Origin of the sequence: Lysinibacillus sp. VIII_CA (assembly GCF_049943995.1) — a bacterium.
Classification (GTDB): Bacteria; Bacillota; Bacilli; order Bacillales_A; family Planococcaceae; genus Lysinibacillus; species Lysinibacillus pinottii.
Genome location: NZ_JBNFXM010000006.1, coordinates 1 through 25,448, shown reverse-complemented (window position 1 = coordinate 25,448; position 25,448 = coordinate 1). Strand labels below are relative to the sequence as shown.

28 protein-coding genes, 2 pseudogenes and 2 riboswitches are annotated in these 25,448 nt (G+C 36.1%); of the genes and pseudogenes, 16 read left to right on the top strand and 14 right to left on the bottom strand.

Annotated elements, in window-relative coordinates; genetic code table 11:
* Positions 1-2 precede the first annotated feature (2 nt).
* Positions 3-965 carry an MBL fold metallo-hydrolase gene (locus ACP3VS_RS10315; protein WP_012294671.1) on the top strand — a complete coding sequence of 321 codons (963 nt, stop codon included), beginning with the start codon at positions 3-5 and terminating at the stop codon, positions 963-965.
* Positions 966-1,016: 51 nt separating this feature from the next.
* Here the strand turns inward: ACP3VS_RS10315 and ACP3VS_RS10310 are convergent, their stop codons facing one another.
* Positions 1,017-2,834, bottom strand: coding sequence for a DNA ligase D (locus ACP3VS_RS10310; RefSeq protein WP_426388621.1), 1,818 nt, complete (start codon positions 2,832-2,834; stop codon positions 1,017-1,019).
* Positions 2,835-2,941: 107 nt separating this feature from the next.
* On the opposite strand from ACP3VS_RS10310, the gene ACP3VS_RS10305 reads away from it, so the two are divergent.
* Positions 2,942-3,763: a Ku protein gene (locus ACP3VS_RS10305; protein ID WP_012294673.1), complete on the top strand. Its 822-nt coding sequence runs from the start codon at positions 2,942-2,944 to the stop codon at positions 3,761-3,763.
* Positions 3,764-3,780: 17 nt separating this feature from the next.
* Here ACP3VS_RS10305 and ACP3VS_RS10300 read toward each other — a convergent pair whose 3' ends face one another.
* On the bottom strand, positions 3,781-4,326 hold the full coding sequence (locus ACP3VS_RS10300) for an AAA family ATPase (RefSeq protein ID WP_200990372.1): 546 nt from the start codon (positions 4,324-4,326) through the stop codon (positions 3,781-3,783).
* 320 nt (positions 4,327-4,646) lie between these two features.
* Here ACP3VS_RS10300 and ACP3VS_RS10295 point away from each other — a divergent pair, with 320 nt between their 5' ends.
* Both ACP3VS_RS10295 and ACP3VS_RS10290 read left to right on the top strand, forming a co-directional pair.
* Positions 4,647-4,988: a hypothetical protein gene (locus tag ACP3VS_RS10295; protein WP_036161823.1), complete on the top strand. Its 342-nt coding sequence runs from the start codon at positions 4,647-4,649 to the stop codon at positions 4,986-4,988.
* A 164-nt stretch (positions 4,989-5,152) separates the two neighbouring features.
* A complete protein-coding gene (locus tag ACP3VS_RS10290; RefSeq protein ID WP_426388619.1) occupies positions 5,153-5,524 on the top strand; it encodes a hypothetical protein in 372 nt (123 codons plus the stop codon).
* A gap of 135 nt (positions 5,525-5,659) precedes the next feature.
* On the opposite strand, the gene ACP3VS_RS10285 is transcribed toward ACP3VS_RS10290, so the two are convergent.
* Complete coding sequence (locus tag ACP3VS_RS10285) at positions 5,660-6,190, bottom strand: dihydrofolate reductase family protein (protein WP_036166404.1); 531 nt, start codon at positions 6,188-6,190, stop codon at positions 5,660-5,662.
* 101 nt (positions 6,191-6,291) lie between these two features.
* Here ACP3VS_RS10285 and ACP3VS_RS10280 point away from each other — a divergent pair, with 101 nt between their 5' ends.
* The 4 genes and pseudogenes from ACP3VS_RS10280 to ACP3VS_RS10265 all read left to right on the top strand — a co-directional run.
* A complete protein-coding gene (locus ACP3VS_RS10280; protein WP_012294678.1) occupies positions 6,292-7,236 on the top strand; it encodes a helix-turn-helix transcriptional regulator in 945 nt (314 codons plus the stop codon).
* A gap of 89 nt (positions 7,237-7,325) precedes the next feature.
* Positions 7,326-8,369, top strand: coding sequence for a DUF418 domain-containing protein (locus tag ACP3VS_RS10275; RefSeq protein WP_012294679.1), 1,044 nt, complete (start codon positions 7,326-7,328; stop codon positions 8,367-8,369).
* Between the two features lie 229 nt (positions 8,370-8,598).
* A complete protein-coding gene (locus ACP3VS_RS10270) occupies positions 8,599-8,844 on the top strand; it encodes a hypothetical protein (RefSeq protein WP_012294680.1) in 246 nt (81 codons plus the stop codon).
* A 323-nt stretch (positions 8,845-9,167) separates the two neighbouring features.
* A pseudogene (locus tag ACP3VS_RS10265) lies at positions 9,168-9,627 on the top strand (transposase); the annotation flags it as partial.
* Between the two features lie 325 nt (positions 9,628-9,952).
* On the opposite strand, the gene ACP3VS_RS10260 reads toward ACP3VS_RS10265, so the two are convergent.
* The 7 genes from ACP3VS_RS10260 to queF form a co-directional block, all read right to left on the bottom strand.
* Positions 9,953-10,345, bottom strand: coding sequence for a RidA family protein (locus ACP3VS_RS10260; RefSeq protein ID WP_012294682.1), 393 nt, complete (start codon positions 10,343-10,345; stop codon positions 9,953-9,955).
* A 733-nt stretch (positions 10,346-11,078) separates the two neighbouring features.
* Positions 11,079-11,276, bottom strand: coding sequence for a hypothetical protein (locus ACP3VS_RS10255; RefSeq protein WP_036161826.1), 198 nt, complete (start codon positions 11,274-11,276; stop codon positions 11,079-11,081).
* 149 nt (positions 11,277-11,425) lie between these two features.
* Positions 11,426-11,965 (bottom strand): VUT family protein, encoded by a 540-nt coding sequence (locus ACP3VS_RS10250; protein ID WP_012294683.1) that lies wholly within the window; start codon positions 11,963-11,965, stop codon positions 11,426-11,428.
* A gap of 45 nt (positions 11,966-12,010) precedes the next feature.
* Positions 12,011-12,724, bottom strand: coding sequence for a 7-carboxy-7-deazaguanine synthase QueE (gene queE / locus ACP3VS_RS10245; RefSeq protein WP_426388616.1), 714 nt, complete (start codon positions 12,722-12,724; stop codon positions 12,011-12,013).
* Positions 12,717-13,190, bottom strand: a complete 474-nt coding sequence (queD, locus tag ACP3VS_RS10240) for a 6-carboxytetrahydropterin synthase QueD (RefSeq protein WP_012294685.1) — start codon at positions 13,188-13,190, stop codon at positions 12,717-12,719. The genes queE and queD overlap by 8 nt, the downstream gene beginning before the upstream one ends.
* A 2-nt stretch (positions 13,191-13,192) precedes the next feature.
* Complete coding sequence (gene queC / locus ACP3VS_RS10235) at positions 13,193-13,852, bottom strand: 7-cyano-7-deazaguanine synthase QueC (protein ID WP_012294686.1); 660 nt, start codon at positions 13,850-13,852, stop codon at positions 13,193-13,195.
* A gap of 53 nt (positions 13,853-13,905) precedes the next feature.
* A riboswitch (PreQ1 riboswitch) is annotated at positions 13,906-13,949 on the bottom strand.
* A gap of 22 nt (positions 13,950-13,971) precedes the next feature.
* The gene (gene queF, locus ACP3VS_RS10230; protein WP_031418567.1) at positions 13,972-14,472 is read right to left on the bottom strand and encodes a preQ(1) synthase; all 501 of its coding nucleotides are present in this window, start codon (positions 14,470-14,472) and stop codon (positions 13,972-13,974) included.
* A 122-nt stretch (positions 14,473-14,594) separates the two neighbouring features.
* Positions 14,595-14,641: riboswitch (PreQ1 riboswitch) on the bottom strand.
* A 426-nt stretch (positions 14,642-15,067) separates the two neighbouring features.
* Between queF and ACP3VS_RS10225 the strand changes: the two genes are divergently transcribed.
* Complete coding sequence (locus ACP3VS_RS10225) at positions 15,068-17,422, top strand: M13-type metalloendopeptidase (protein WP_426388614.1); 2,355 nt, start codon at positions 15,068-15,070, stop codon at positions 17,420-17,422.
* A gap of 317 nt (positions 17,423-17,739) precedes the next feature.
* Positions 17,740-17,889 carry a hypothetical protein gene (locus ACP3VS_RS10220; RefSeq protein WP_180276664.1) on the top strand — a complete coding sequence of 50 codons (150 nt, stop codon included), beginning with the start codon at positions 17,740-17,742 and terminating at the stop codon, positions 17,887-17,889.
* Positions 17,890-17,980: 91 nt separating this feature from the next.
* On the opposite strand, the gene ACP3VS_RS10215 is transcribed toward ACP3VS_RS10220, so the two are convergent.
* The 3 genes from ACP3VS_RS10215 to ACP3VS_RS10205 form a co-directional block, all read right to left on the bottom strand.
* Positions 17,981-18,736: a class I SAM-dependent methyltransferase gene (locus ACP3VS_RS10215; RefSeq protein WP_426388612.1), complete on the bottom strand. Its 756-nt coding sequence runs from the start codon at positions 18,734-18,736 to the stop codon at positions 17,981-17,983.
* A 93-nt stretch (positions 18,737-18,829) separates the two neighbouring features.
* Positions 18,830-19,231: a VOC family protein gene (locus ACP3VS_RS10210; RefSeq protein ID WP_426388610.1), complete on the bottom strand. Its 402-nt coding sequence runs from the start codon at positions 19,229-19,231 to the stop codon at positions 18,830-18,832.
* Between the two features lie 187 nt (positions 19,232-19,418).
* Positions 19,419-20,180, bottom strand: a complete 762-nt coding sequence (locus ACP3VS_RS10205; RefSeq protein WP_426388608.1) for a glycosyltransferase — start codon at positions 20,178-20,180, stop codon at positions 19,419-19,421.
* 1,268 nt (positions 20,181-21,448) lie between these two features.
* On the opposite strand from ACP3VS_RS10205, the gene ACP3VS_RS10200 reads away from it, so the two are divergent.
* Together ACP3VS_RS10200 and ACP3VS_RS10195 are read left to right on the top strand one after the other, a co-directional pair.
* Positions 21,449-21,769 carry a DUF4183 domain-containing protein gene (locus ACP3VS_RS10200; protein ID WP_031418571.1) on the top strand — a complete coding sequence of 107 codons (321 nt, stop codon included), beginning with the start codon at positions 21,449-21,451 and terminating at the stop codon, positions 21,767-21,769.
* Positions 21,770-21,991: 222 nt separating this feature from the next.
* Positions 21,992-22,393, top strand: a complete 402-nt coding sequence (locus tag ACP3VS_RS10195; protein WP_031418572.1) for a hypothetical protein — start codon at positions 21,992-21,994, stop codon at positions 22,391-22,393.
* Between the two features lie 569 nt (positions 22,394-22,962).
* On the opposite strand, the gene ACP3VS_RS10190 is transcribed toward ACP3VS_RS10195, so the two are convergent.
* The gene (locus tag ACP3VS_RS10190) at positions 22,963-23,436 is read right to left on the bottom strand and encodes a hypothetical protein (RefSeq protein WP_031418573.1); all 474 of its coding nucleotides are present in this window, start codon (positions 23,434-23,436) and stop codon (positions 22,963-22,965) included.
* Positions 23,437-23,580: 144 nt separating this feature from the next.
* On the opposite strand from ACP3VS_RS10190, the gene ACP3VS_RS10185 reads away from it, so the two are divergent.
* The 4 genes and pseudogenes from ACP3VS_RS10185 to ACP3VS_RS10170 form a co-directional block, all read left to right on the top strand.
* A complete protein-coding gene (locus ACP3VS_RS10185; protein WP_012294697.1) occupies positions 23,581-24,213 on the top strand; it encodes a hypothetical protein in 633 nt (210 codons plus the stop codon).
* Between the two features lie 440 nt (positions 24,214-24,653).
* Positions 24,654-24,875 carry a spore coat associated protein CotJA gene (locus ACP3VS_RS10180; protein WP_031418574.1) on the top strand — a complete coding sequence of 74 codons (222 nt, stop codon included), beginning with the start codon at positions 24,654-24,656 and terminating at the stop codon, positions 24,873-24,875.
* Positions 24,872-25,135, top strand: a complete 264-nt coding sequence (locus ACP3VS_RS10175; RefSeq protein WP_080695204.1) for a spore coat protein CotJB — start codon at positions 24,872-24,874, stop codon at positions 25,133-25,135. The genes ACP3VS_RS10180 and ACP3VS_RS10175 overlap by 4 nt, the downstream gene beginning before the upstream one ends.
* Positions 25,136-25,261, top strand: a pseudogene (locus ACP3VS_RS10170) (manganese catalase family protein); the annotation flags it as partial.
* Positions 25,262-25,448: the final 187 nt, after the last annotated feature.

Genomic DNA, 25,448 nt, shown 5'->3' with positions numbered 1-25,448 from the left:
TTTTGAGCAGAGTCCAACAAATCGCCGCAAATTTTTATTGTATTGATACGCATGATCTAAATAGAGAGCAACGAACAAGCTCCTATCTATTAATTGATGAAAAAATAACCTTAATTGAAACGTCTGCTAGTCCATCCGTTCCATACATTATGGAAGGATTAAAGGAATTAAATATCGCTTTAGAGGATATTCACTACGTCATTGTGACACATATTCATTTAGACCATGCCGGTGGTGCAGGCTTATTTTTACAGAGCTGCCCTCATGCTAAATTAGTTGTTCATCCTAGAGGGTCGGCCCATATGATCGATCCGGGCAGACTCATTTCCAGCGCTAAAGGCGTTTATGGGACCGAATTTGACCGCCTTTTTCATCCGATTGTGCCGATCGATGCAGCCCGAATTATAGAAGTAAGTCATGAACAACAACTCCATTTAGGACAACATCATTTAACGTTTTATCATACAGAGGGCCATGCAAAACATCATGTTTCTATGCTTTATTCCGCTACTAACGGTCTTTTTGTTGGGGATACAACAGGTGTACGTTACCCAGAAATGGACGGTGAAGCAATTGATCTAATCATACCTTCCACTTCCCCAAATCAATACAATCCTGAAACGATGGAGCATTCCATTCAATTGTACGAAAAGCTACAGGCAAGCGAATTATATTTTGGCCATTATGGAGCTTATAAAAACCCAGCAGAGGCCTATCGTCAAGTACGTTATTGGACACCTCTTTTTTTAGAAGAAGGCCGTAAAGCACAAGGAGCATCCAGCCAGCTCCAGGAACAAATTCGCGATTTAGATGCTCGATTAAAGGAGCTGTTATTTAGCTACTTACAAGCAAATGGTCTATCACCCGACCACCCTGTCTATCAAACCATTCCATTCGATACGATTGTGTCAGCGATGGGAATATTGGATTATTTAGAAAAAGTGAAAGCACAGGTTACACTTTAATCATAAAAAGGGTCAAGAAGTAGCTTACAATACTTCTTGACCTGATGAGCATTATTCATTTATACGATCTAAAACTGCTTGAAAGTCCTGTTGTTCCCCTACTTCTCGAAAGTATTTAAAGGGATTGCTTATTTTCTTCATTCGCTCCATAACAGCAGGAATCGAAAAATAATAGGGCTTTAAATCGTCATTAACCTCTTCCCAATGGAGTGGCGTTGCGACTAAGCCTAATTCATTTCCACGAGTGGAATAAGGGGCAATTATCGTCTTACCTTCAGCATGCTGCACATAATCTAAATATAATTTATTATGGCGATTTTTTTTTAATCGCTCGATTGTATATAAATGTGGCTTTTGTTGGCATAAAAAACGACAAGCAAATTCAGTAAAAACGCGAACCTCCTCATAGGTAAATTTATTTGCTGGTAACGGGATATAGAGCTGTAACCCTTTCCCGCCTGAAGTTTTGACAAATGATTGTAGCTGAAAATAATCAATAATTCCTTTTAAATCTAGTGCCCCTGCAATCGCCAAAGAAAAATGGTCCGTTGAAGGGGGATCTAAATCGAAGACAATCTCTGTCGGATTCATAGTTTGTCGTGTTTGAAATGGAATATGCCACTCTAATGCTAATTGATTGCCCAGCCATAACAATGTTTCAAGATTATTACAGACCATATAATCAATCTCATCCATCATCGCTGTGCCTACAAAATCAGGTAATTTATCTGGTCTACTTTTTTGATAAAAGCTTTCCCCAGGAACACCATGTGGATAGCGTATTAAAGTTAATGGGCGATCTTGAAGAAATGGCAATAAATAGGGCGAAACACTTTGTAAGTACGATAAATAATGATCCTTTGTTACACCTATTTCTGGCCATACAGGTTTATCAGGATGTGTTATAGGAACTGTTTCAGGAATAGGAAACAGCTGTCGCTGCATATGCTGCCATTGGCAAATATCTGGTGTTAATTCCAATCGAAAGGCATGAAATTTTGGTTCTCGGAGCTTACTACCATCAAAATCTATGCAGGCAATATCAACACAAATAGAAGGCTCTAACTCCCACAATTCTTTCTTACGTTGCCCCTGAGCCTGAAAAAAGGCAACGAGTGTTTGATGCTCTTCCTCCTTCATGCCATGTTTAAATGTAACAACCTCTCGTAAATTTCCTCCGTCATAAATGGAACCTTGGAAATAGCCATTACTATGATCATATTGCGTCACAATGACCGTCACATAACGCCAGTTTTTAATTTTCAACCAATGGCTTGAACGTGTGTTATCCAGCCATTTACTAGTTTTCTTCTTGGCAACCATGCCCTCCCCATTATAGACCTTAATCGCCTGCCATAAAATATTACTTTCCTCCTTAGCCTGCACAATTTGTATGGCCTTTCCATCTTGATCATCTACATTGGGAAGCTTTACCTTTGCTGCTAGCTTTGCCAATTGCTCTTTACGAGTTTTTAAATAACGGTTGCTAAACGATTCCCCTTTGATCATTAACATATCAAACACGAGAAGCCTCATGGGGAAGGCTTGAGCATGCTTTGCAATGACATCTTGATTTTGCATTCTCCCTCTTTGCTGGACAACAGAAAATTCACTTTTATATGGATTGCTTAAATACACAAGCTCCCCATCAAAAATGAGTGGTAAAAATGCTTTCACTGAAGCATGTATTTGGTGACAATAATCTATAATTTCAGGAAACGAATGATTTAAATTACGCCCGTTCCTACTAATAAGTATCGGTTGCTCATCCCATATTAAGAGGCATCGAAAGCCATCATATTTCGTTTCATAAAGCCAGTCATCCCCTATTGGAATTTCATTTGCTTCCGTTAAAAGCATTGGTTTCATGTCACAATACCTACCTTGCTTTTTATCTACAGTGTTTGATGATTTCGATTTACGATACATAAAATACTGCAAAAAATATCATAGTAAGAAAAAGAGGTGACATTTGTATGCATACAGTATGGAAAGGAAGCATTTCCTTTGGACTTGTCAATATCCCAGTAAAGCTTCATGCCGCTACGGAAAATAAAGATATTAAACTGCGACAGCTCCATAAGGAATGCCATACACCGATTAGCTATAAAAAGGTTTGCGAGGGGTGCAATCAAGAAGTAAAAGATGAGGACATTGTAAAAGCTTATGAATATACAAAAAATAAATTTGTCGTACTGGATCAAGCGGATTTAGAAAACTTACGGAAAGAAAATGAAGATAAAGCCGTAGAAATTATTGATTTTGTACAATTGACGGAAATCGATCCGATTTATTTTGAACGCACCTATTTCCTATCCCCTGATTCTACTGGTGCTAAAGCCTATTCATTATTGCGTAAAACATTAGAGCAATCTGGCAAAATTGGCATTGCTAAAATCATTATTCGTTCAAAAGAACAGCTTGCTGTTGTGCGAGTGTATCAAAATGCACTCGTGATGGAGACCATTCATTATCCTGATGAGGTGAGGAGTGTCGGGGATGTCCCGAATATTCCAAGTGAGCAGGACGTTGTACCAAAGGAGTTAGAGACAGCTCTGATGCTGGTCGACCAATTAACGACCACATTTAATCCAGAGAAATATACAGACGATTATCGGAATGCATTGCTGGACTTAATCGAAGAGAAAAAAGCAACCAATACGGTAGCTACGAACGATCAACAACGACCAGTTCCCGATAATGTCACAGATTTAATGACTGCGCTACAGGCATCTTTAGATAAAACGAAAAAGCCTACTACAAGAAAGCGTACAACACGCACAAAGAAAAATGCCTAAAAATGAAGCGTATCCACTCATCGGGATACGCTTTTTATTGATTGAAACTGACGAAAATAATTGTCTACATCCTTTTGGTGCTGAACTAATAATACTTTATCTAATAGATCTTCCCTTTTTGTAAAAAAATGTGGCTTCCCCACCTCTTCAAAACGTTTATTCCATCGAAACATTTTAAAAAAAATCGAAAAAGTTGGCTGATAATGGGCTTTTTCGATTCCTATTTTTTGTTTGACGAACCTCTTTATAATCCGAGCAGTACGAATTTTATAAGGCGTATCTAGAAAGATAATACAATCCGCTTGCTGAAAGCTTTGTGCCACCCATTCCTCCTGATGGATTCCTTCAATAATCCACCCGTCTGTTTGGATAATACATTGTAGATATTCCTGTCTCTCTTGCTCCGTCCTTCTAATATCCCCCGATTGGTTACGAATCCAAACTACATTGTCTAATTCATGAAAAGAAAGCTGGAGCATTTTGGATAATGAACGTGCTAATGTTGTTTTCCCACTACCAACAGAGCCAATAATATGTATTTTTCGCGGAAGTTCCAATGACATTGTAGTATCCCCCTCTGTATCCTTGTAGAAATGTCCATTTATTATACAATAAAATAGGAGGACCATACATGAACCCACCCAATATCCAAAACAATGTACAAACCTATAATAATCCATCTGATTATGAATCTCAGGTATGAAACAACACAAATGAACGCTAAGTTTAATCTGTAATATCTCTTATCATTCACTTCAAATTGTCTCCTTTTATCCAAATGGAAAGAACATTCCTTACTGAATATACTAAATTTTTAAAATAATGGATTTTATAACCAACACTTGTTTAAAAATGATAATCTATTATAAAAAAGGGTGATCATTTGTCAAAAAACTCCTATAAATATTTAAAATATATAGCGTTATTTATTCTCATAATTCAAGCCCTATATTTAGGAATTCCAGATTCTGTTGAGCCTGTGTTGGTTTATGAGTACATTCTATTTTTCGGATTCGCTTATTTATTTGCTATTCTTCAAGATTTTTTTAATCCAAGTGAAAAAACCGCAATATTATTACGTGTAGCCCTTATCATCAGTTCAATTATCATGGCTATTACATCCATCTATTATAAAGAAATGTTCACGATTATTTTTTCTATAATAATGACCATTGGGATAAGTTTCTCATTACATTTAGCAATCAAACATAAGCAAAAGGATTAAATACTCTTTGCTTGTTTTTCTAAACCAATGGTACGAATATGTTGTTTTTGTTAAGTAATTAATATTGTTGCCAATTCAAAACGGATTGTACTGTTTGCTGTTCAGGTCTTTTAAAAAGGATTTGCAACCAAACTAACACCTAAATTTTAATAAAAGGTGAGACAATGAGAGAAAATTTAATTTCTAATCTATTACTTTTATTTGGCACGTTTGTTTTACTAGGGGCCTTCGCTTATCGGTTATTGATTACTTCTGATATACCCGTTTCATATGCAATTGATGAAGCCATGATTCTACATGTACTCCTATTTAGTTCCACACTGTTATTTGTGTATGGCTCAATTATTGGCTCTCAAAATGCCATTCGCTACACTCTAATAGCTGTATTAACGCTATTTACGATGCTGAACATCTTTCTTTTCGATACCGATGCTGAATATTTTGGCGCTTTTTATGCTCAAATAGCCATAGCATTTATCATGCACCCATTATTAGTTATATTAGTGAATATTTTTATGCAATTAAAAACAAGATGAACCGATTGAGGCTGGTCTTGTTAACATAATAGATACAGAGTCAAGCAAGTTCTTTTTCATAATAAGCAACTTATTATTCCATGAAAAAAAGGATAGATTTTCTTCATCTATCCTTTTCTTTTAATCCGTACTACCTTACTCTTCTTTTCTCACCTGATAATGCATTTGGACCATTTGACCGTATCGCTTTGTCTCGAGTAGCTTTAAATCTTCAAATGGACGCGGTTGTTTAAATAATGGAATACCTGCCCCTAATAAATGCGGGGTAATGGTGATAATCCATTCATCAACCAACTGCTCCTGTAAAAAAGCATCCAATATATGAGCTCCACCGACCATCCAAATTTTTGCGCCTGATTGTTGTTTTAATTTCTTAGTGAACGCCACCACATCCCCTTGGACAAATTCCACATGCTCATCTTTCCCTGTTTGAGATTTGGTGAACACATAACATTTCTTATCAGGATAAGGGAATGTATCGAGATGCTCTTTGACATAATCATATGTTCGTTTCCCCATAATAATCGTATCGATGGTTTGATACATATCAGCATAGCCATTATCCCCTTCCCCCTCTGTTTCTTCCAGCCATTGTAAGTCATCATTTTCTTTAGCTATAAACCCATCTAAACTTATTCCGATAAATACCACTATTTCTCGTGACATCATGTCAGCTCCTCTTCTTTTGAAAATCTTTCGTACAATGTATATACTAAACATAAAACATGACAACTATTGACATGATTAATTAAAAAAGGTGAAAGAATATGTCCAAGGCTAAACGATTAATTGATATTTTGTTATTTGTCAGCGCTAAAAAGCAATTTACAGCCCAGGAAATTGCCGATGCCTTCAACATTTCTGTAAGAACAGTGCATCGTTACCTGTTAGATTTAAGTGATATGGGGCTGCCAATTTACGCAGAGCAAGGAAGAAATGGTGGATATACAGTGCTTTCAAGTGCCATTCTTCCCCCTATTTTATTTACAGAGGAAGAAGCGGTTGCTATTTTCTTTGCGTTCCAATCTCTGCAATATTATCGTGATTTACCATTTAATACGGAAATGAAGTCTGTTTCACAAAAACTATATGAATCGTTACAGAAAGAGGCGCAAAAAAAGGTAGATAGTCTGCAATCCTATATTGCCTTTTGGAATCCTAAACGCGCTATTTCTACACCTCTTTTATCAGACGTATTAGAAGCGGTTATTAACCATTTACAATTAGACATTCAATATGAATCAAAATCAGGCATCACCACTAAGCATGTCCATCCTATTGGCGTGTATGCGCATGATGGCTTGTGGTATATGCCTGCTATTCATTTACAAACAGAGAAAATCCTTCTATTTCGAGTTGATCGCATTCATTCAATGAATAAAAGCGATAAAGGCTATGAGACATCTGTTCATTTACAGCAATGGCTAGAGAGTCCCCATGAACCTCAGCAGCCAATACGCTTGTATGTCGAATTAACAAGAGAAGGTGTACGACAATGCAGAAGTGAGCCAAATTTCGAGAAGGTGGTGGTTGGTCATAGTGATGGAACTGGCTATATCAATACAATGATTGACCAAGGAGAGATTCACTTTATTAGCTCCTTTTTTTATCGCTTAGGTCCGGATGCGATTGTCAAAGAACCACCTGAATTAATTCAGCTTTTGCGTCAACATGCTCATGCTATATTAGCGACATACCCTATAGAAAGCTAATTCCAAATATGACGATTTTGTAAGATTCACGTAACATTCTTCGTTACTAATTTTTAGGAAACGACCTTATACTTGGTTGTAAGGAGGAGATGACGTTGCAACCAACCGACAACAACAAACGTATTGATACTTTAGATTATTTAAGAGGGTTTGCCTTACTTGGTATTATTTTAGTGAATATCCCTGCATTGATGTGGATTGCACCACCACAAATAGCTAGTGATATTGCCTATAGTCGATTTCTCACGCTTTTTATAGAGGGTAAATTTTTTATTATTTTTTCTTTTTTATTTGGCATAGGATTTTATCTTTTTCTTTCGCGTGCAATGGCTAGAAATGATAGAGCCTATGTATTATTTAGTCGCAGACTTTTAATATTATTATTAATGGGGCTTATCCATTTCTATTTTCAACCAGGAGAAGCATTAACTGTCTATGCCATTTTTGGTTTTTTAGCCTTACCTTTTTATAAAGTACGGAAAGAAATCAATTTAATAGTTGGGATCATTCTATTAGCCCTGTCAGCTTATTTTGGGATAAAGATCCTCATGCCTTTCCCACTAATTTTGCTAGGTTTAACTGCTGGACAATACCGCCTATTTGAAAACATCTCTGTACATCGAAAAAAAATCATGCTAGTGACGATTGTAATGTTCTGTGTTAGCATAGTTAGCTGGCTTTATCAGTGGCACTATGTCCCTACAGCCAATGTTAATATCAATCATTTATCCAAAATTCAACTGGAAGAGCATATTACTAATATGGAGCAATTTGCGTTAATTGGACTACAGTTTAGCCCATTTGTTTCCGCTTTTTACATGGGGGTTATTATCCTATGTTTACAAAGTGTATTATTCCAACGACTATTATCACCATTAAAGGCGTATGGACGCATGGCCCTAACAAATTATTTAGGGCAAACTGCACTCATTTTAATAATCGGCCATACATTTCAACTAATTGGGCAACTTCGATTCCTCGAGTCACTATGGATTTGTCTAGGTATTTACGTTTTCCAATTAATCTTCAGTAAGCTATGGTTACACTATTTCCGCTTCGGACCACTGGAGTGGCTGTGGCGAATGGGGACCTATTGGACAGTCCCTCCCCTTAGAAAAAGAAAAGATTTTTAGCCAAGGATATATACCTATCAGCATAAAGCAAAACGTCATATATTGGTAATGTACCCTACTCGCTTTCCATCTTTGCTCATATCTTCAGGAAGATACACATCCCCATTTTTTTTGGTCACTTATTGAAAAATAAGTGACCTTTTTTGGCTGCTAGTCACCATGGTTCTGCACCTGTCTCTTACAGCATGCATACTATACATATAATACCCTTTTTTGCAGGGAGGATTTTATGAAAAATAACAAAGGCTATCGGAATAGTGAAGGAGCTGAGTCAGTGAGTCAAGCTGCTAAGCTGGCTGTTATTGCGGGAGCCATCACAACACTTGGTGACGCACTAGCGACCATTGCAGCAGGTCTTGCCTTGGAAGATGAGTTACAAGAGAACCAAGGTAAAAATAATGATATTGATAAACTGCAAAAGCAAATTGACGATTTAAATTATGAAATGAAGCAATTAAAAAGAATGCTTCGGTAAAATGTAGCCATGAACGTAAAAAAAACGACAATATTCAAAGGATATTGTCGTCTCAGACTGTAGACAAACTCAAAAAATTTGAGAGTTTGCTTACAGTCTTTTTTCTTTTACAATGAAATAAAGTAAAGCCGTTGATTTCCACTACGGGCGGACGCTTTCCGCGGGCGGGGTCGAGCTGCTTCCCTCGCTTCGCTCAGTCCAGGATCTCGACTTTCCCGCTTTTCCTGCAGGAGTCGCCGCCCTTCGTTCCCATCAACTTCTACATAAAGTACTTACTTTTTCTATATAGGGTGTTGAAAAGTAAATTTTTGAGGTGATAAACGATGATGACGAAGAATCAAACCAATGAACGTGAACAATTAGAAATGTTAACGTGATCAATTAGTTCCCAACAATCATTTAGTGCGAAAACTAGAGACTGCTATTGATTTTTCATTTATCTATCCTTTAGTCGAACATCTCTATTCACCTAATGGGCGTCCTAGTATTGATCCTGTTGTTCTCTTTAAAATGACGTTTATTCAGTACGTTTTTGGTATTCGGTCCATGCGTCAAACCATCAAAGAAATTGAAACGAATATGGCGTATCGTTGGTTTTTAGGATTTGGCTTCCATACAGAAGTCCCGCATTTCTCTACCTTCGGTAAAAATTATGTCCGTCGCTTTTAAGACACCGATATATTTGAGCAGATTTTCTATGGTATTTTAAAAGAGATTATGCATCAAGGACTCCTCCATGCAGACCATTTATTTATCGATTCCACGCATGTTAAAGAAACTAGCTACTTGGACATGGCAGACAGCTTAAGAGAGCATCTATGCTCGAAGAGTATGTTGGATACAGCAATGATATACCAAATATTGAATATGAAAGAGAAAGAAAAATGACAAAAGCCATAGAGAATGAACTTCTCGACGGCTTTTGTCTACAGTCTGAAACGACAATATTCAGAGGATATATTCGTTTTTAAATTTTACAATGAAATAAAGTTAAGCAAGCAATCTTCACGGTGGATGGTCTGTTTTCGGTGGCGGAATAGCCCTTCCTTCCAACTGTCTTCGTAAAATGAACTTTTAAGGGTATAAACGATAATGACAAATCATCAAATCATTTAGCAGCCCAAATATCAAGCTCTATTTTAATCTCTGGCAAACCTAGTGCTGATACATAGGCTATGGTCATTGATGGATAGGAATCGCCAAACATACCTTGCCATTGCTCGTCGAAATAATCCCAATCTATTTCCTCTGTAGCCCAAATATTGACCTTTACAATGTGAGAGGCATCAATTCCCTCTGAAGCTAAAATCGTTTCAATATGATAAAAGGTATTTGTTATTTGTTCCTCTAATGTCTGTGGTAATTGATCATCTTGGTCCAAACCAATTTGACCAGAAAAAACATACATTGTTGCATCTTTTGGAATAATTGTGACATGACTATATTTCCCTACAGGCTTTGGTGCCTGTATTGGGTTTTTACGCACTAGTTTTGATTTCATGTTGAATCTCCTTTAGGTTCTTTTTTTCTAAAAAAGTGCAGACTTATCCCTTGTTCAACTATTCTAGAAAAAAACAGCAGTGGAGAATCCAATGCCCATGCTTAAAAAACGGATAGATCTTTTTTTCATAAGCTTTCTCCCCTTTACCTAAAGTTATTGCCATATTACCATTTCTATCCCTCTTTTTCAATTTATAACTGAAATTATTAAGAATTTTCTTTTTAAGACTCTGAGGCAATTAACTATTTAAACATAGCGAATCTAACATATACTTAATAGTGTAAAGCTAAATTAGCCTTACACCTCCGAAATTGTTACTAGGGTTACTCCATCCCAAGTGGCCCTTCCTTTTTTCACAATTAAAACTAGGTACTCTCTTTGTGGAGTACCTAGTTTTTTGGTTAGTATGCGTGTTCATTCACAGAATACCATATCATCCTCTACAATTTTTCAACAAACTTCCAATAGGTGCCGTAAGCATAAACCATGATTGAAGTGCGCTTATATGTACTGGCATGATATTCTTTTCTTTTTACATCAAGTAAGGTATACAATTTACAAAATAAGTAAATGATATGTTTTGTAAGGGGGGAATCGCTATGAACACTAATGTGACTAAACCCTAAACCCTTTATTCCATCCCCAAGTTCATAGCGATTACCGTTCTAAAAAATTCAGGTCTCATTCGAGTACCTGTTTTTTTTCATCGTTTTTTATAGTTTTTAGGGCATTATCATTTACTACGTGTCGGATGTCCATTGATATAATTTATACTGTCTTTCATTTCTTCTAATAATTTTGTTTGTCTTTTTAGTTGCCTAATCGTACTAATAGCAAACCAAATTATAAAAATAATCGGAATTATGTAAAACAACAGTCCTACTATCGAAAATAAACTAAATATAATATCTCCATTATTATAATTATTCAAATCCTAAACCTCCTGTCTTTAAACAAGATTGTAGCATACTAGATTTCAATTTGGTATTAAAATGGAAAATGTCAATGTGTTATAACGATTATTCTTTGCAGGCTACTCACTTTTCCCACAGAAAACGAGTAGCCCTCTTCTACAAAGAATTAACCTGAAATAAGACGTTTTTCTTTTAATGATCCCACTTGACCAAGAATTAGGGCTCCGAACATTTGTATAATCGTCTTCACTATAATTTGTCCTACAATAGCGGCAGGTACTGCTTCCCAAGGCAATATATTAGCTCCAAGTGGACTCAATCCAATGACTACAAAGATTGCAGAATCCAAAAACCCTCCCACGATTCCACTGTAAAGCACTCGCCAAGCCATTGGTAATTTCAGTCGACTATAGATTTCTGTATCAGCTGTTTCAGCCACAACAAATGAGACAGCCGATGCTACCACAATTAAAAGTGTATCCCCGAGTATGAATGACACTACTGCTGATAAAATTAAAGCTGTAACGATAAAGAAATATGTCTTTGTTCTACCATATTTATTTTGCACAAGGTCCCTGAAAATAAAGGTCGCCCCTATTAAAAGCGTCCCCATTGGAACAATAAACATCCCAAACTGTAATGGCGCAAATGCTGCTGTTACCACATTAGCGATGATAATCGATAATAAATAAAATAAAATTCTCATTCTGGTACTCCTCTAATACATTTCTAGACATTTCGTAATGGCACACTATACACCTCTTTTATTTCCCCATACAAGAGTGTGCAACTGTGGCAATACTTTAACATCCTTTAATTCCTCATCTTTCAACACGCTATCAATCAGTGCATGATATTTATCTAGTAAATTTTTCATTAATCGCGAATTGTCATTCGTTGTGAGATCATCATTGCCGACTTGAAGATAAAAGGGGATAGTTGGAAATTGATGGTGAATTTGTTTAGCAAAATCGTAATCCTCTTGAGTAAAAACGACTATTTTTAGAGAAATATGGTGATGAAGTTTTCCAAAAATATCTACCAACACTGAATACTCTGTTGTCATACCTGAACTAGGCGCCTTGGGAGAAATGGTCAATTCATCAATGTCGTACATCCAGTTCTGCCACCTACTTCCTTGTGTTTCCACCGCAACCTTTATGTTGTTTTCTTTTAAAATGGCAATAAGCGCCTCTAAATTAGCATAAAGTGCAGGATTGCCGCCTGAAATCGTAACATATGAAAAGCCATTACCCCCAAGACGCTTCAACTCTGCCCAAATCTCTTCCGCTGTCATTTGAACAATAAGATGCTTTCCGCTACCGTCCCACGTAAACGACGAATCACACCACGAACAAGAATAATCACAGCCAGCCGTTCTTACAAACATGGTCTTTTGGCCCACTACCATTCCCTCGCCTTGAATTGTCGGTCCAAAGATCTCGATAACAGGTATCTTACTCAACTTCCATCCACTCCCGTCTCGCTTCTGCATAGCTTGTTGGAGTTTCATATAGTCTGATAAATTCTACACGCGCACCATTATTTCTTTGCTCATCACGCAAGGCCACTACCATGGTATCGTAAATCCAAACAACTATATTTTCTGCTGTGGTATTCATAGGTGGAAGCGTTTCGTTTAAATAACGGTGATCCAGATGAATCTCAATTTTTTGTTTCCATATTCTTTTGATATCACCAAAATCAATCATCAAGCCGCGTTCATCTGTATATCCACTAAGTCCCAATACAACACGATAAGTATGGCCATGTAGGTTTTTACATTTGCCCTCATAATGATGTAAATGATGAGCAGCATCGAAGGTAAATTCTTTGCTTACAAGCACACGCTTAGCATGATAGTTCAATTGATTACTTTGGATATCTACCCCTATTTTTTGGAGCTTATCGACGATTTTAAAATCTGACATGCTTAAAACTCCTTCCTATAGCTTAGATACTCATCAAGCCCTTTTTTTCGCAGTTTACATGCGGGGCATTCCCCACAACCATCTGCGATTACTCCGTTATAGCAAGTCAATGTTCTTTCCCGAACAAATTCTAGAGCCCCAAACTGATCGGCAAGCTCCCATGTCTGCGCTTTATTGAGCCACATTAACGGTGTATCAATCACAAAGGAATTATCCATCGATAAATTTAACGTTACATTCAAGGACTTAATAAAAACATCTCGGCAATCCGGATATCCACTGAAATCCGTTTCACATACACCAGTTACAATATGCTTGGCTCCTATTTGACTTGCTAAAACACCAGCGAATGAAAGAAAAAGAAGGTTTCGTCCAGGTACAAATGTCGATGGAAGCTCACCATTTTGACCGTCTTCCACTTTAATGTCTTGTCGTGTCAATGCATTCGGAGCAAGCTGATTTAAGAGGGTCATATCAAGTATGTGATGCTTAATACCAAGCTCCTCTGCTATCTGTTCCGCACATTCAATTTCAAGGCGATGTCTTTGTCCATAATTAAAAGTCACGGCCTCAATCTCTGCAAAACGTTCTTTTGCCCAAAACAGACAAGTTGTACTATCCTGACCTCCACTAAATACAACAATTGCTTTCTCCTGCTTCATCTATAAAAACTCCCTTTGATGGAAAAAACAGCACGCTAAGAAAAGGTGCTGCTTTCTCCTTAGTTTTTTTAAGAGGGTAGCTAAAAACCTCTTTTTTGATTGGACTAACTAATTTCTCGTTATCGATTATCAATTTTTTCTGGATAAAGGTCATGGTTCATTAAACGGTAATTTGCGATTTCTTCATATTTAGTCTCTGGCTTCCCATAGTTACACCACGGATCGATTGAAATCCCCCCACGTGGCGTAAACTTCCCCCAAACCTCGATATATCGAGGGTCAAGCAATGTAATTAAGTCATTCATAATGATGTTAACGCAATCTTCATGGAAATCACCGTGATTTCTAAAACTGAATAAATACAACTTTAGTGATTTACTCTCTACAATTTTTTTGTCTGGAATATACGAGATGTACATCGTTGCAAAATCAGGTTGATTGGTAAGCGGGCATAAACTAGTGAACTCTGGACAATTAAACTTAACGAAATAATCGCGATTGGAATGAAGATTATCTACTGCCTCCAATACCTCAGGTGCATATTCAAATGAATAGTTCGTTCCTTGATTACCTAATAATGTTAAATCCTTCAGTCCTTCTTCATGACTTCGACCAGACATAAAAAAACCTCCTTGTAAAATGTTTCCCAACACTTTCAAGAGAGGCTTTACCAATTCATCTATTAAAACATACGTCTAAACATAAAAAAGCCACGTCCGATATGGACATGGCAAATTGTCATGTTTCCATAGTTTTTTATAGAGGGTATCAGCTATGAACCTCTCCCGATCAAGTTCGGGCATTCTTTTCCTCCATATAATACGAAAAATAGTACGAAACGTCAAATAGATTTTTTCATACAAAATCCCTGAATTGCTTCTTCTGAAATTACACTGTCATTCTAGGCTATATTTTAGCAGTTCATAAAACCTTAGCTGGGCATAGTTTCATTACTATTCGTAAAAAATAAAACCTGAGTGTAGTATTACTTAAATCCTATAATCCACTCTAAAGTAATGCTATTATAGTCGGTTAGAAGTGACCTTTCTCAGCTCTATTAGCGCAAAATTAGCTAGATAATGCTCCCTTAAAATGAAAAAGCTCCTAACATATTTTCAAACTGAAATAAATCAACTACAATGGACAAATGGTAGAAATTCTAAAATCTACCCAATTACCTTAATTTATACAAATTTACTGTGAAGGAGCACGAACATGAAAAAGAAGTTTTTATCCTTACTCATGACCGTCATAATGGTCCTGTCCGTAAGTGTAGCGGTGTATGCTGATGAAAAGTCACCACCTGCGACAAGAGGAGAAATTGTTAAAACCTTGTTGATAGCTGCAGATACCTATCAACCTGGACTAAATAAGGAGGCAATTATACAAGGCTCTAAAAACAAAGATTTACGAGAAAATGAGCCAGCGAAGAAAGTTGAAGCTTTAGTTATGTTGAGCAGAGCATTCGGCGAATTGCCAAAGCCTGTTGGAAATGATCTTCGCAGTGGCACATTTGGAGTTGAGTATACTGATGTACCTACATGGGCTAAGAAAGATATCGATAAACTGACTAAAGCAGGCATACTGACAGGCAACCCTGACGGTACATTAGGAGCAAATGAAGAAATTACTATCGATGAATTCCAAAACCTGATTGCCAGAATATGGACACTTAAAGGCTCCCATTTAAACGATGATTTTTATGAAGCCATCAATAAGGAATGGTTAAATAAATCGACTATTCCAGTCGGAGAAATCATGGGCGGCGGATTTTCTGAGCTTCAAAAACAGAATACTGATAAAATCGAAAAGATAATAGATGAGCTCTCTGGCAAACAATTTGCAAAAGGATCAAAAGAGCAGAAAATTGCCGATTTCTATTCGACAGCATTGGATACAAACAATAGAAATAAACAAGGAATTGAGCCCATTCAAAAATATGTAAAAGCAATTGATGAAGCTAAAACTCTTGCTGAACTTGTGCAAGCAGATCTTCATTTGGAGAAAGAATTAGGTATAAGCTCACTATTCAGCTTTGCCATTATGAACGATGCAAAGAATAGCAGTGAAAATGCTTTGTATTACACTGGGTTAGCTACTGGTTTGGATAAGAACAGTTTTGTAACTGAAGACTCTAACGCGAAAAAAGCCTATATTCAGTATATGACCAGACTATTAGTACTATCGGGCGAAAAAGAATCTACGGCAATTGCTCTAGCAGAGAAAATTTATGAAATGGAAAAAAGCTTAGCTTCCGTATCACTTGACCCTCATGAACAAGGCGACGTTAAGAAATACTATAACCCTTATACAATCGAGCAATTTAACAGCATGTTCAAAACAGTAGATATGAAACAAGTTTTAAATTCGATGAAAGTTGACAGTGTTGATAAAGTCATCGTATTTGATGTGAAGCTGGCGCAAAAAGGCGCGGAGCTCTTGAATGAAAAGAACCTTAATGTGCTGAAAGCTTACTCTAAATTGCAGCTCCTTATGGCAACTGGCGGTCTGTTGTCAGATGAATTCGGAGATGCTGCTAATGAGTTTTCTGCAACGTTATATGGAGTTTCAGGCGTAAAAACAGATAAGGAAATCGCAATAGCTAAGACAACTAGCACAATGAGCGGATACTTGGAGCAACTGTTCGCCGAAGAACATTTTTCACCAAAAGCTAAAAAAGATGTTGAACAAATGGTAGATAAGTTAATTGCTACGTATGAGGAAAGAATCAAATCCCTTGATTGGATGTCAGAAACAACAAAAGCTAAAGCAATTAAAAAGCTGGATACAATGATTGTTAAAATCGGTTACCCAGATAAGTGGGATACGACATTAGATAAAGTAACTATCAAGACATATGACGAAGGTGGTTCGCTATTTTCTAATACCTTCACAGTAACCAAAGCATACATTGATAACACAAAAGCTAAGCTAGGAAAACCAGTAGATAGAACGGCATGGGTAACGAGTGTCTATACCGTTAATGCTTTTTACAATCCTCTTAATAACGAAATTACGTTCCCTGCTGGTATTCTTCAAGCGCCTTTTTATGATATTAACGCTAAACCTGAAGAAAATTATGGTGCCATTGGCATGATTATTGGTCATGAAATCAGCCATGCATTTGATAACAATGGATCTGCATACGACGAAAATGGAAATGCAAATAACTGGTGGACAGAAGAAGACTTTAAGAAATTCGAAGAGAAAAACCAAAAGCTGATTGAGTTTTATAATGCCATTGAGATTATTCCTGGTGTTTTGAATGACGGTCAGCTTACATTAAGCGAGAATGGCGCTGATTTAGGTGGAATGGCGGCTTCACTGCAGGTTGTCTCTCAAATGAGTAAACCAGATTTTAAAGCATATTTCGAAAGTAATGCAAAAATGTGGAAATCCACAACAACAAAAGAATTTGCAGCAATTTTGAGCAAAAATGATGTACATTCATCCAATAAAGTTCGGGTAAACCGCACGATTGTAAACTTCCAGGAATTCTATGACACCTATGGAATTAAGCCTGGAGATGGCATGTATGTAGCTCCGAAAGATCGAGTTTCCATCTGGTAAACAGCTAATTCAATAGCTCTTACAAATCCCTATAAAAAAGTTAAGTGACTGTCTAGAGAAAGAGTATGGCGCTTTACTAAGATTGTTGCTGTTAAAACAAAAAGGCAGATTTAATCTATACATTTAGATTAAATTCTGTCTTTTGTTTCAATATTTCATGCATTAAATTTATCCATATTAGCAACCTTATCATTTTGGCTTACCTACTAAAACAAACGAGTAAAAGTTTCTCTAAATATTACCTATTATCACTTCATGTACATTAAGGGGATAAAAAAACATCTTTCACCCACACTAATGGTGGAGGTGAGATGATCATGGGTAATAATAAACATAAAAATAATAAAACGCAAGACAACAAAAAACAACAGAATCAAAATCAAAATGCTAACAGAGAGCGTAAAAACAGAGAAGAGTTCGCCGAGGAAATAGATTTCAGTCAAATTATAAATGAAAAGAATAAATAATTAATGTGGAACGTAGCCCCAATATTCTTTTAAAAAGCTGTATATTGGGGCTTTTTGTATTTCCTTAAACGAACCCCCTTCTATTGGCTATTTATACATTACCTAGATAGCTTCGTGTTATATTCTGAAGAACAATTTGTCCATTCTTACTGTATTTTTCGAATAACCCCGACAGGAGAAAAATGAAATTTTCATATTCGTCGTCGTGTTTTTTTGGAGCATACGAAGCTGATAAATTCCTTCCCAAGAAATCCTCATAATTAAAAATCAAATCATTTTGATACTTTATAAGCTCATACTTTCCATCCTTAAAAAAGCTGTTAAAAATTGCTGGAGTATCTTCCATTCCACCGCTAAATCCTTTGAAATTCGAACAGGTCTTTTGGCAAATTGCTGCATTCTCTTGAATAATTGGACTAGTTAAATCTCTACTATTCCACACAAGAGCAACATTTGCATTTTGTTTTAATATCCGTTGACATTCCATTTTAAAAGCTTTTTTATCAAACCAATGAAATGCCTGTGCCACAGTTACTAAATCAATACTATTGCCTTTTAATGTGGTATGTTCAGCAGTTCCTTTTATTGATTTAAAACGAGAATGGAGGCTTAAAGACTCCTCAGCCATCTTTCTCATGTCGTCATTTGGCTCCACACCAATAACATTCATCCCTTTTTCAAGTAACTGACGGCTCAATATTCCCGTACCTGAACCAATATCTGCCACCGTCTGTTCTCCTTTAAGTTGGTTTGCTGAAAACAAATAATCAATATATTCATTAGGGTAACTAGGGCGATATTTCGCATATATTTCGGCCTTGTCCGTAAAATTTTCAGTTGTTTTCACTGTACACCCTTCCTCCCCACACTATTTTCTTTAATGTTTTGATAATGAGATAAGGATCATACCTTACCAAAATTCATTATCACTCACACTTTATTAGCCCTCCGAAGCTCCAACACTTTTACAAACCATTAATACATTTCCTTCTAAATCTTTGAACACAAAATAAAAATCATCCTGTATTTCTGTTAAAAGTTCAACATGATTGTCTTTCATAAATTGATAAGAAGCTTGGATATCGTCCGTCACAAACTGAATGGATGGAACTTGGTAGTTGGCAATATCTCCATCCTCTTTTCTCCACATTGGCATAGCATCTAAAATTAACCCAGCCGTTCCTTCCATGGGTGCCACGAATAAATGCCCAAAATGTTCTTCTCCCCCCTCCAAACCAAATATTTTCCTGTACCATTCTATTGCCTTCTCTAAGTTACGAACTGGAACAAACACAGCACCCACTCTGTTTTTAATTGGGGTACTATTGTTAGAAATAATCATTCATACACTCTCCTTCCAATCCAGCATTCCATATACTTTAGAATTCTACCTCACCCTACTATTCACCTTTATTAGTTATCTATTACAACATCACTATCACAGCAAAAAAAGCGTTAATCAATGGAGGATTAACGTCACAAATGTTTCTTTTTTTTATCTCTCATTTTAACCTCTAGCTTAAGATCATTCATCTATCTTGATTTTCATAATAAGCTTCATCCGCATATTTTCGGTCTGTTCCTTTTAGGTAGGCTAGGATGATTGTCGGACGCTTAAGTAAAATCCAATCCCCATTTTTATCAAATTTTCTACTTGATGTGATCATTCCATTTTGAATTGTCCCATATTTTTTCCCGTTCTTTTTTCCCCACACTTTTAATCGTTTAGCAAAATCTGCATCTTCTGCCATAAGCATTTCTTCATTAAAACCATTAATCGATTTAAAATCCTTTTTATTACACCAAAAGATTCCCACAGATATGGCTCCATATTTAAAGAATAATGGACCAATCAATAACATAGCTGAAACAAAAATTCCTAAAGACATTCTCTCAAACTTCCCTGTAACTCCACCGCCAATGAATTTTCCAGAGCTTAAATACTCCTCTGCCTTTAACAACACATGGTCATTCATCCGTGTATCTGCATCAATCGTTACGATGATTTCACCTCTTGCTATCTCAACACCAGCATTCCTTATCTTAGAGAGGTTCTTGTCGTTATTCTCTAATACGATACAATTGTACGATTTTGCAATATCCTCCGTTCTGTCTGTACATCGATTTAATACAACAATGATTTCCACTTGATGTTCAAATGGCTTGGAAGCTTTTAATATGGATTCTATGCATTTTCCAATGTACTGTTCTTCGTTATGCGCGGGTATTACAACTGAAAATTTTATATCCTCTTTATTTTTTTCCTTTAAAACGTTCTCCTTCTCATTCATGTAAAATCTCCCCTTTAACTAACAGTAACTTACATAAGAGTGAATAACATGGAAATAAAATCAAAGTGGCACTACCTATTCACTTTATTTCCAAACCTACCCATTAATTATTATCTCATTGAATTAATGGTCTCAGCTAGTTAGAATTTGAATTTTTTTCTAATTATTATGTATTGTAGAAATAAAAAAATTAGAAGTCTTTATCAACATAAGTTTTTCCTTTTCCCACATTTCAGAACGCCTAAATTTCCTTTCGTCACCTTCTAGAACATTATGTGAATAAGCTTCTGAGTTCAAATTTACAACAAACTGCAAAACCAAAAGGCATAAACCCCTTGAAGTGATGCTGTTGCGTTTTTAATCAAGAGGAAATGATGAGATGAAAAGATTCGTGTAGAATATCAGCTACACAAGCTTGAAGTGCGTGCCAACACATCCCTTGAACTTGAACACCTGCAAGCTTGCTTTCTCAAGAGAGCTGATTGGGATCAAAGCCCATTCAAAATCTATTTTTTGCCATCAAAGAGTACGAATTATTCAAAAGAAATGGGCCATTAAATAGAATAGTATGCTACGGGAGAATGAGAACGTGGTGAATTGAGCAAATGTAAAGTTCACTGCTCCTGTAGAAAGTGCGGTTATAAGCAGATCACACGTTAACAACAGATAAATAGACAGGAAATAGACGATCATGACTATTTCCTCTTTGTCGATATGATTTCATTCCCCCATGATGATGTATTATATTTCCCTTGTGAAAAGCTATCTAGCTAGGAAATAAAAAAATAATTTCCCGGGTAAGCGCAAGAAATGACAAGTTTAGTCTCCTCTTTTAACACTAGACGACTGATTTCATCATAATCCTTGACTTACTCAAGCATCCGAGTAGTATTCTTACCCTCATCATATTGCCTTTCAATAATAGTCGATAGGAAATTTCCAAAAGAATGTTGTATCTATCGGCCGGCCATTTTTGTCTTGCCTCGCGCGTGTTTATGCAGTGTTCGGCCATCGACTGCCTCCCATTTCCCATTTTTTTCTAATCCTATATTCAATTTTTTTAATAGACACATTACCAATCATCTTCCATATTCGATTCATATACTATTAATGAAAATAAGATAAGATGTATTTTTTTAAAACTTACATGTTTCACTGTGAAAATAATCAACTTTTTTCACCCGTATAACTCTCGTAAATCTCATTGGATAGGTAAATGAATTTGAAGTTTTTCAGTAAATATTATTGTTTTGGAAGGAGGTGAAAAAATGGCACTTTCAATTATAAATATTCATGTAAATGTTACAGGAACTTCGACTAAATTCTTTAATATTTTAGCAGCCAATTTAACTGTCACAGATGGCACAACTATTGCTGCAACTGCCTTTTTAAACGATAGTGGAAATGCCGCTACTGCTTTCCCAGTAGTAACTAATGGCTACTATAATTTCTATATTAATGGGGTATTACAAGAAGGCGGCTCCTATACAGTTTCTGCGACAGAATTAACATTTAATGGCGTTACAGGCACGCTTACTGCAGGTACACCTTTAGTAATCGAAGCAGTAGAATTAGTTACACAAACGTAATGAGTTATTAATTCACATTCCTTTTGTTCGAGGGTCACTACATCCCAAGTGACCCTTCAAATACTTCAAGGCATTGCCACTACAGCAAAATTTTAATTTTCTTATGCACTTTAATAACTGATTTAAAAAAGTAATAAACTAATAAAAAGTTCATAGAATAGCATTGCATCATTCATAAATAATTAGGATGGGTACGAAACTATTTAACGAAGGAGAATGTTTATGAGCATTGAAATTATTAAACTCGCACCAACATTATTACATGTATTTAAAGCTGGAGAGTCGATTCCTAAAAAAGAAAAGCGCGTTATTTATGGACAAGCTACATCAGATGCAAATGGTATCGCTACTTTTTATTTCACAGACAATGCAATAGCGAGTGGCAATCCTTTGTTAACAACTATTGATTTCGCAGTATCAAGCGTATACTCTACAAATACAACCATTAATTTAAGACCTCGGGTACAAATGAGAGAGAAGAATATTGCCGCAAAATATGTTTCTGCAAATGTGACAAATATTAGCGGTGTAACAGTATTAGGCATTAATGTATTAGGGTCAGAAAATCCAGTAAGTGGTGTTGTTGTAGATTTTATGGTTCTAGGCAGCTTTGATCAATCCTAATGCATCTACTAAATGATGTAATAAAAAAGATGTCTAGAAAGGAGAGCCTTTTTGAACATCTTTTTCTTATTGCAAAGGAATATTCAGTTCAATATTTTCCCCCATGGGATTGGCATCATAATTCAAATAAGTTTTTGCTTTTCCATTATATTCTTCAAATTGTGTTCACTCCACTACGTATTACTCATCTCGTGAAATCGAAATACCTTTGCGTATTGCGTGCCTTTCTAATTCAAATTTTATCCTTTCCACCTCCTTCCTCCATTAGATGGAGTAATTCTTCATTCCGTTCAAAAATTTAATTATCACCAATAGAACAAAACCAGCAAAACACAATATATCTGTGTCTTACTGGTTTTGTAGAAGCCCACCCTTTACCGTGAGATGGGGAAACTCCAAGTTCCGTGCATCAGCAAAGGCATGTTACGTTTGTTTCACTTATCTATAACAATTCGTACATTTCTATGTATTCATTACCTCTTTCTGTGTAGAAATATACAGGGTATTTCTGTTGGAGGAATAATCTTTTTGGTACCTGAACTCAACATAAAATGTTTTTTGAATATGGTTTACTGCGTATACACTCCGATGAATCCATCATCGTTCCCGTTATTAACGAGTTTGATTTCATTATATGGATTCTTCTTATAACTCTCTAACAGAAATAGCGTTTTTTTATTTGTATTACTTCCTTCTGTCGTTGTATAGGTAAGAGTTAAAATTTTCTTTTCCTTATCAAATTTAAACGAGTAATCAGAGTAATTCCTAGTAGTTGAATTTATCAAAATATATGTTTTATGCTTATTCTTGTCGTAAGCATAAATTCCATCCTTTAAATCATCTCCAAATGTGTTAAGAACCCTTTTACTTTCTTCATGATTAATATCCAGTTCTAGTACTCTTACATTTTCCAATTTTGTATTTTCGGAAATTACCATTTCAGGATTGCTCACTTCTTCGTAGTTAACATTTACTCCATAGCTACAAGCCGTTTGCATCAACAATAATCCGAGTAAAGCACAAAATGTTAACCTCTTTTTCACGACTCTTATTCCACCTTCTCTTAAAATTTAATAACATTGGTTAATACTTACATATTATACAATAAGCAAACCTTCTATATACAAATATTGCCACTTAGTATATAATGGAAATTGAATTACAAATATAGGGGAGGTTGTTAAAAGATGACAGCAATAACTGGAAATAAGTTACTTAGTTCGTTACTCTTTAGCTTTGTGTTATTTTTAGTGTTTAGTTGCAGTAGCCTTTTAGTCCATGCAGCCGAGAGTGATTCAGAATTACTACCCTTTGAGGAATTAGAATTAGTGACAGATAATAGGTATAGCATAACAACAGAAGACGGCGGCATGATTCTGTTTGAATCAGAAGCAGACTATCAATCCTATCTGAATAACAGCAAACAACTATTATGTGCTACATGTAATCAAACAACACAGACTACACTTGAAAAATATACTGTTTCACGGGCATTTATTGGTTACCACCCTGCTACACCAGGTTGGGATAAAGTGAAAAGTGTATCCATTGCTGGTGGCATCACTTGGAGTATAAACGGCTCCTTTGCACAAGGTTCATCGACGTTCGGTATTTCATTTTCACATAGCTTTACTTCTACAAGGACTTATGAATCGCAATACCCTAATAAATATGTCCGAGTTGGTGTTAGAAAAGACGTTATTTACCACAAAGTAAAAAATGTAGTGAAAAACCCTATGGGTACAATCATCAACACGTATATAACTGAAACTGCAACTCCAATTGGTGATACGTATACTGAATTAATGTATAAAAATTAAGTAGCTATTTAGCAGTACAAGCTATGAATATCCTGCTACGAAAACCCAACTACAAACTGTTTGTAGTTGGGTTTTTAATGACTTCGTAAAATAAAAGCAACTCAAGCATACTCATTTTAATTAAAATAGAATAAATATTGTCCATTGTGGCGCACAATCATAAGAGAATGGCGCATTAAAGTAATTCTAGAGGATATTGTTAAATCAATGTTTGTAAAAGTAAATCAAGTGGGGGTGTACGACCGTTATTGAAGTTTGTACCCCAGATTATCGGTTAGCATAATAAGTATTATATGGCAGGTGTTTGAAAATCTCTACTTAATTTAAAATTGTTTAATGGTTTAGGACTTTCTTTTGAAATATCTTTACTTCTTCAGAATAATACTTATCGCCTCCCCATATATTGCACTGATGCAAATGATTATAGAAGGGAGGATATCATGTCTTCACAATATAAGTATTGGAAACCTTATATCGGCCCATTCGATCCATGTCCACCTATAAAAGTTAAAGTTTATGCTACACCCCCACAATTATATATGGGCTTTCAACCACCCGGATTACCTCAATTCCCAACCCCTCAAGAAGCACTTCTAGCCGGAACTTTATGGCCTCAATTGTTTAGTCCCTACCCACCACCAAAAAGGAGGGATGAAAAGTGAGTAAAAAGATGCCACCCGAATTTTATACCCTACTTGAAGAAATACAAGCGATCGATTTTGTCATTGTTGAATTAAACTTATATCTGGATACTCATCCCGATGACTATGATGCCATTCAGCAATTTAATGAAAACACTGAAAAAAGTATGAAACTTAAAGTCAAATTTGAGCAAAAATTTGGGCCATTAATGAATTTTGGAAGAAGTTATTCTGATTATCCTTTCAATTGGGTTGATACACCTTGGCCATGGCAAGTATAAATTCTGAGTCCGGGAGGAATAATTTTTGCGGTTAAGGTTAGTACATGTAATCCCATGCTCGCAAAGTATTTAACGGAGCAATATGGTGATGCTGATGGGGAATTAGCTGCAGCTCTAGAAATTTTAAAGGATGACAGAAATCAAAAGAAAATTTTCTAAAAATGTAGTAGACCACTTTTCTAGGTGGTCTCAGACTGTAGACAAACTCAAAAAATTTGAGAGTTTGCCTACAGTCTTCTTTTTTCTTTTACAATGAAATAAAGTAAAGCCGTTGATTTTCACTACGGGCGGACGCTTTCCGCGGGCGGGGTCG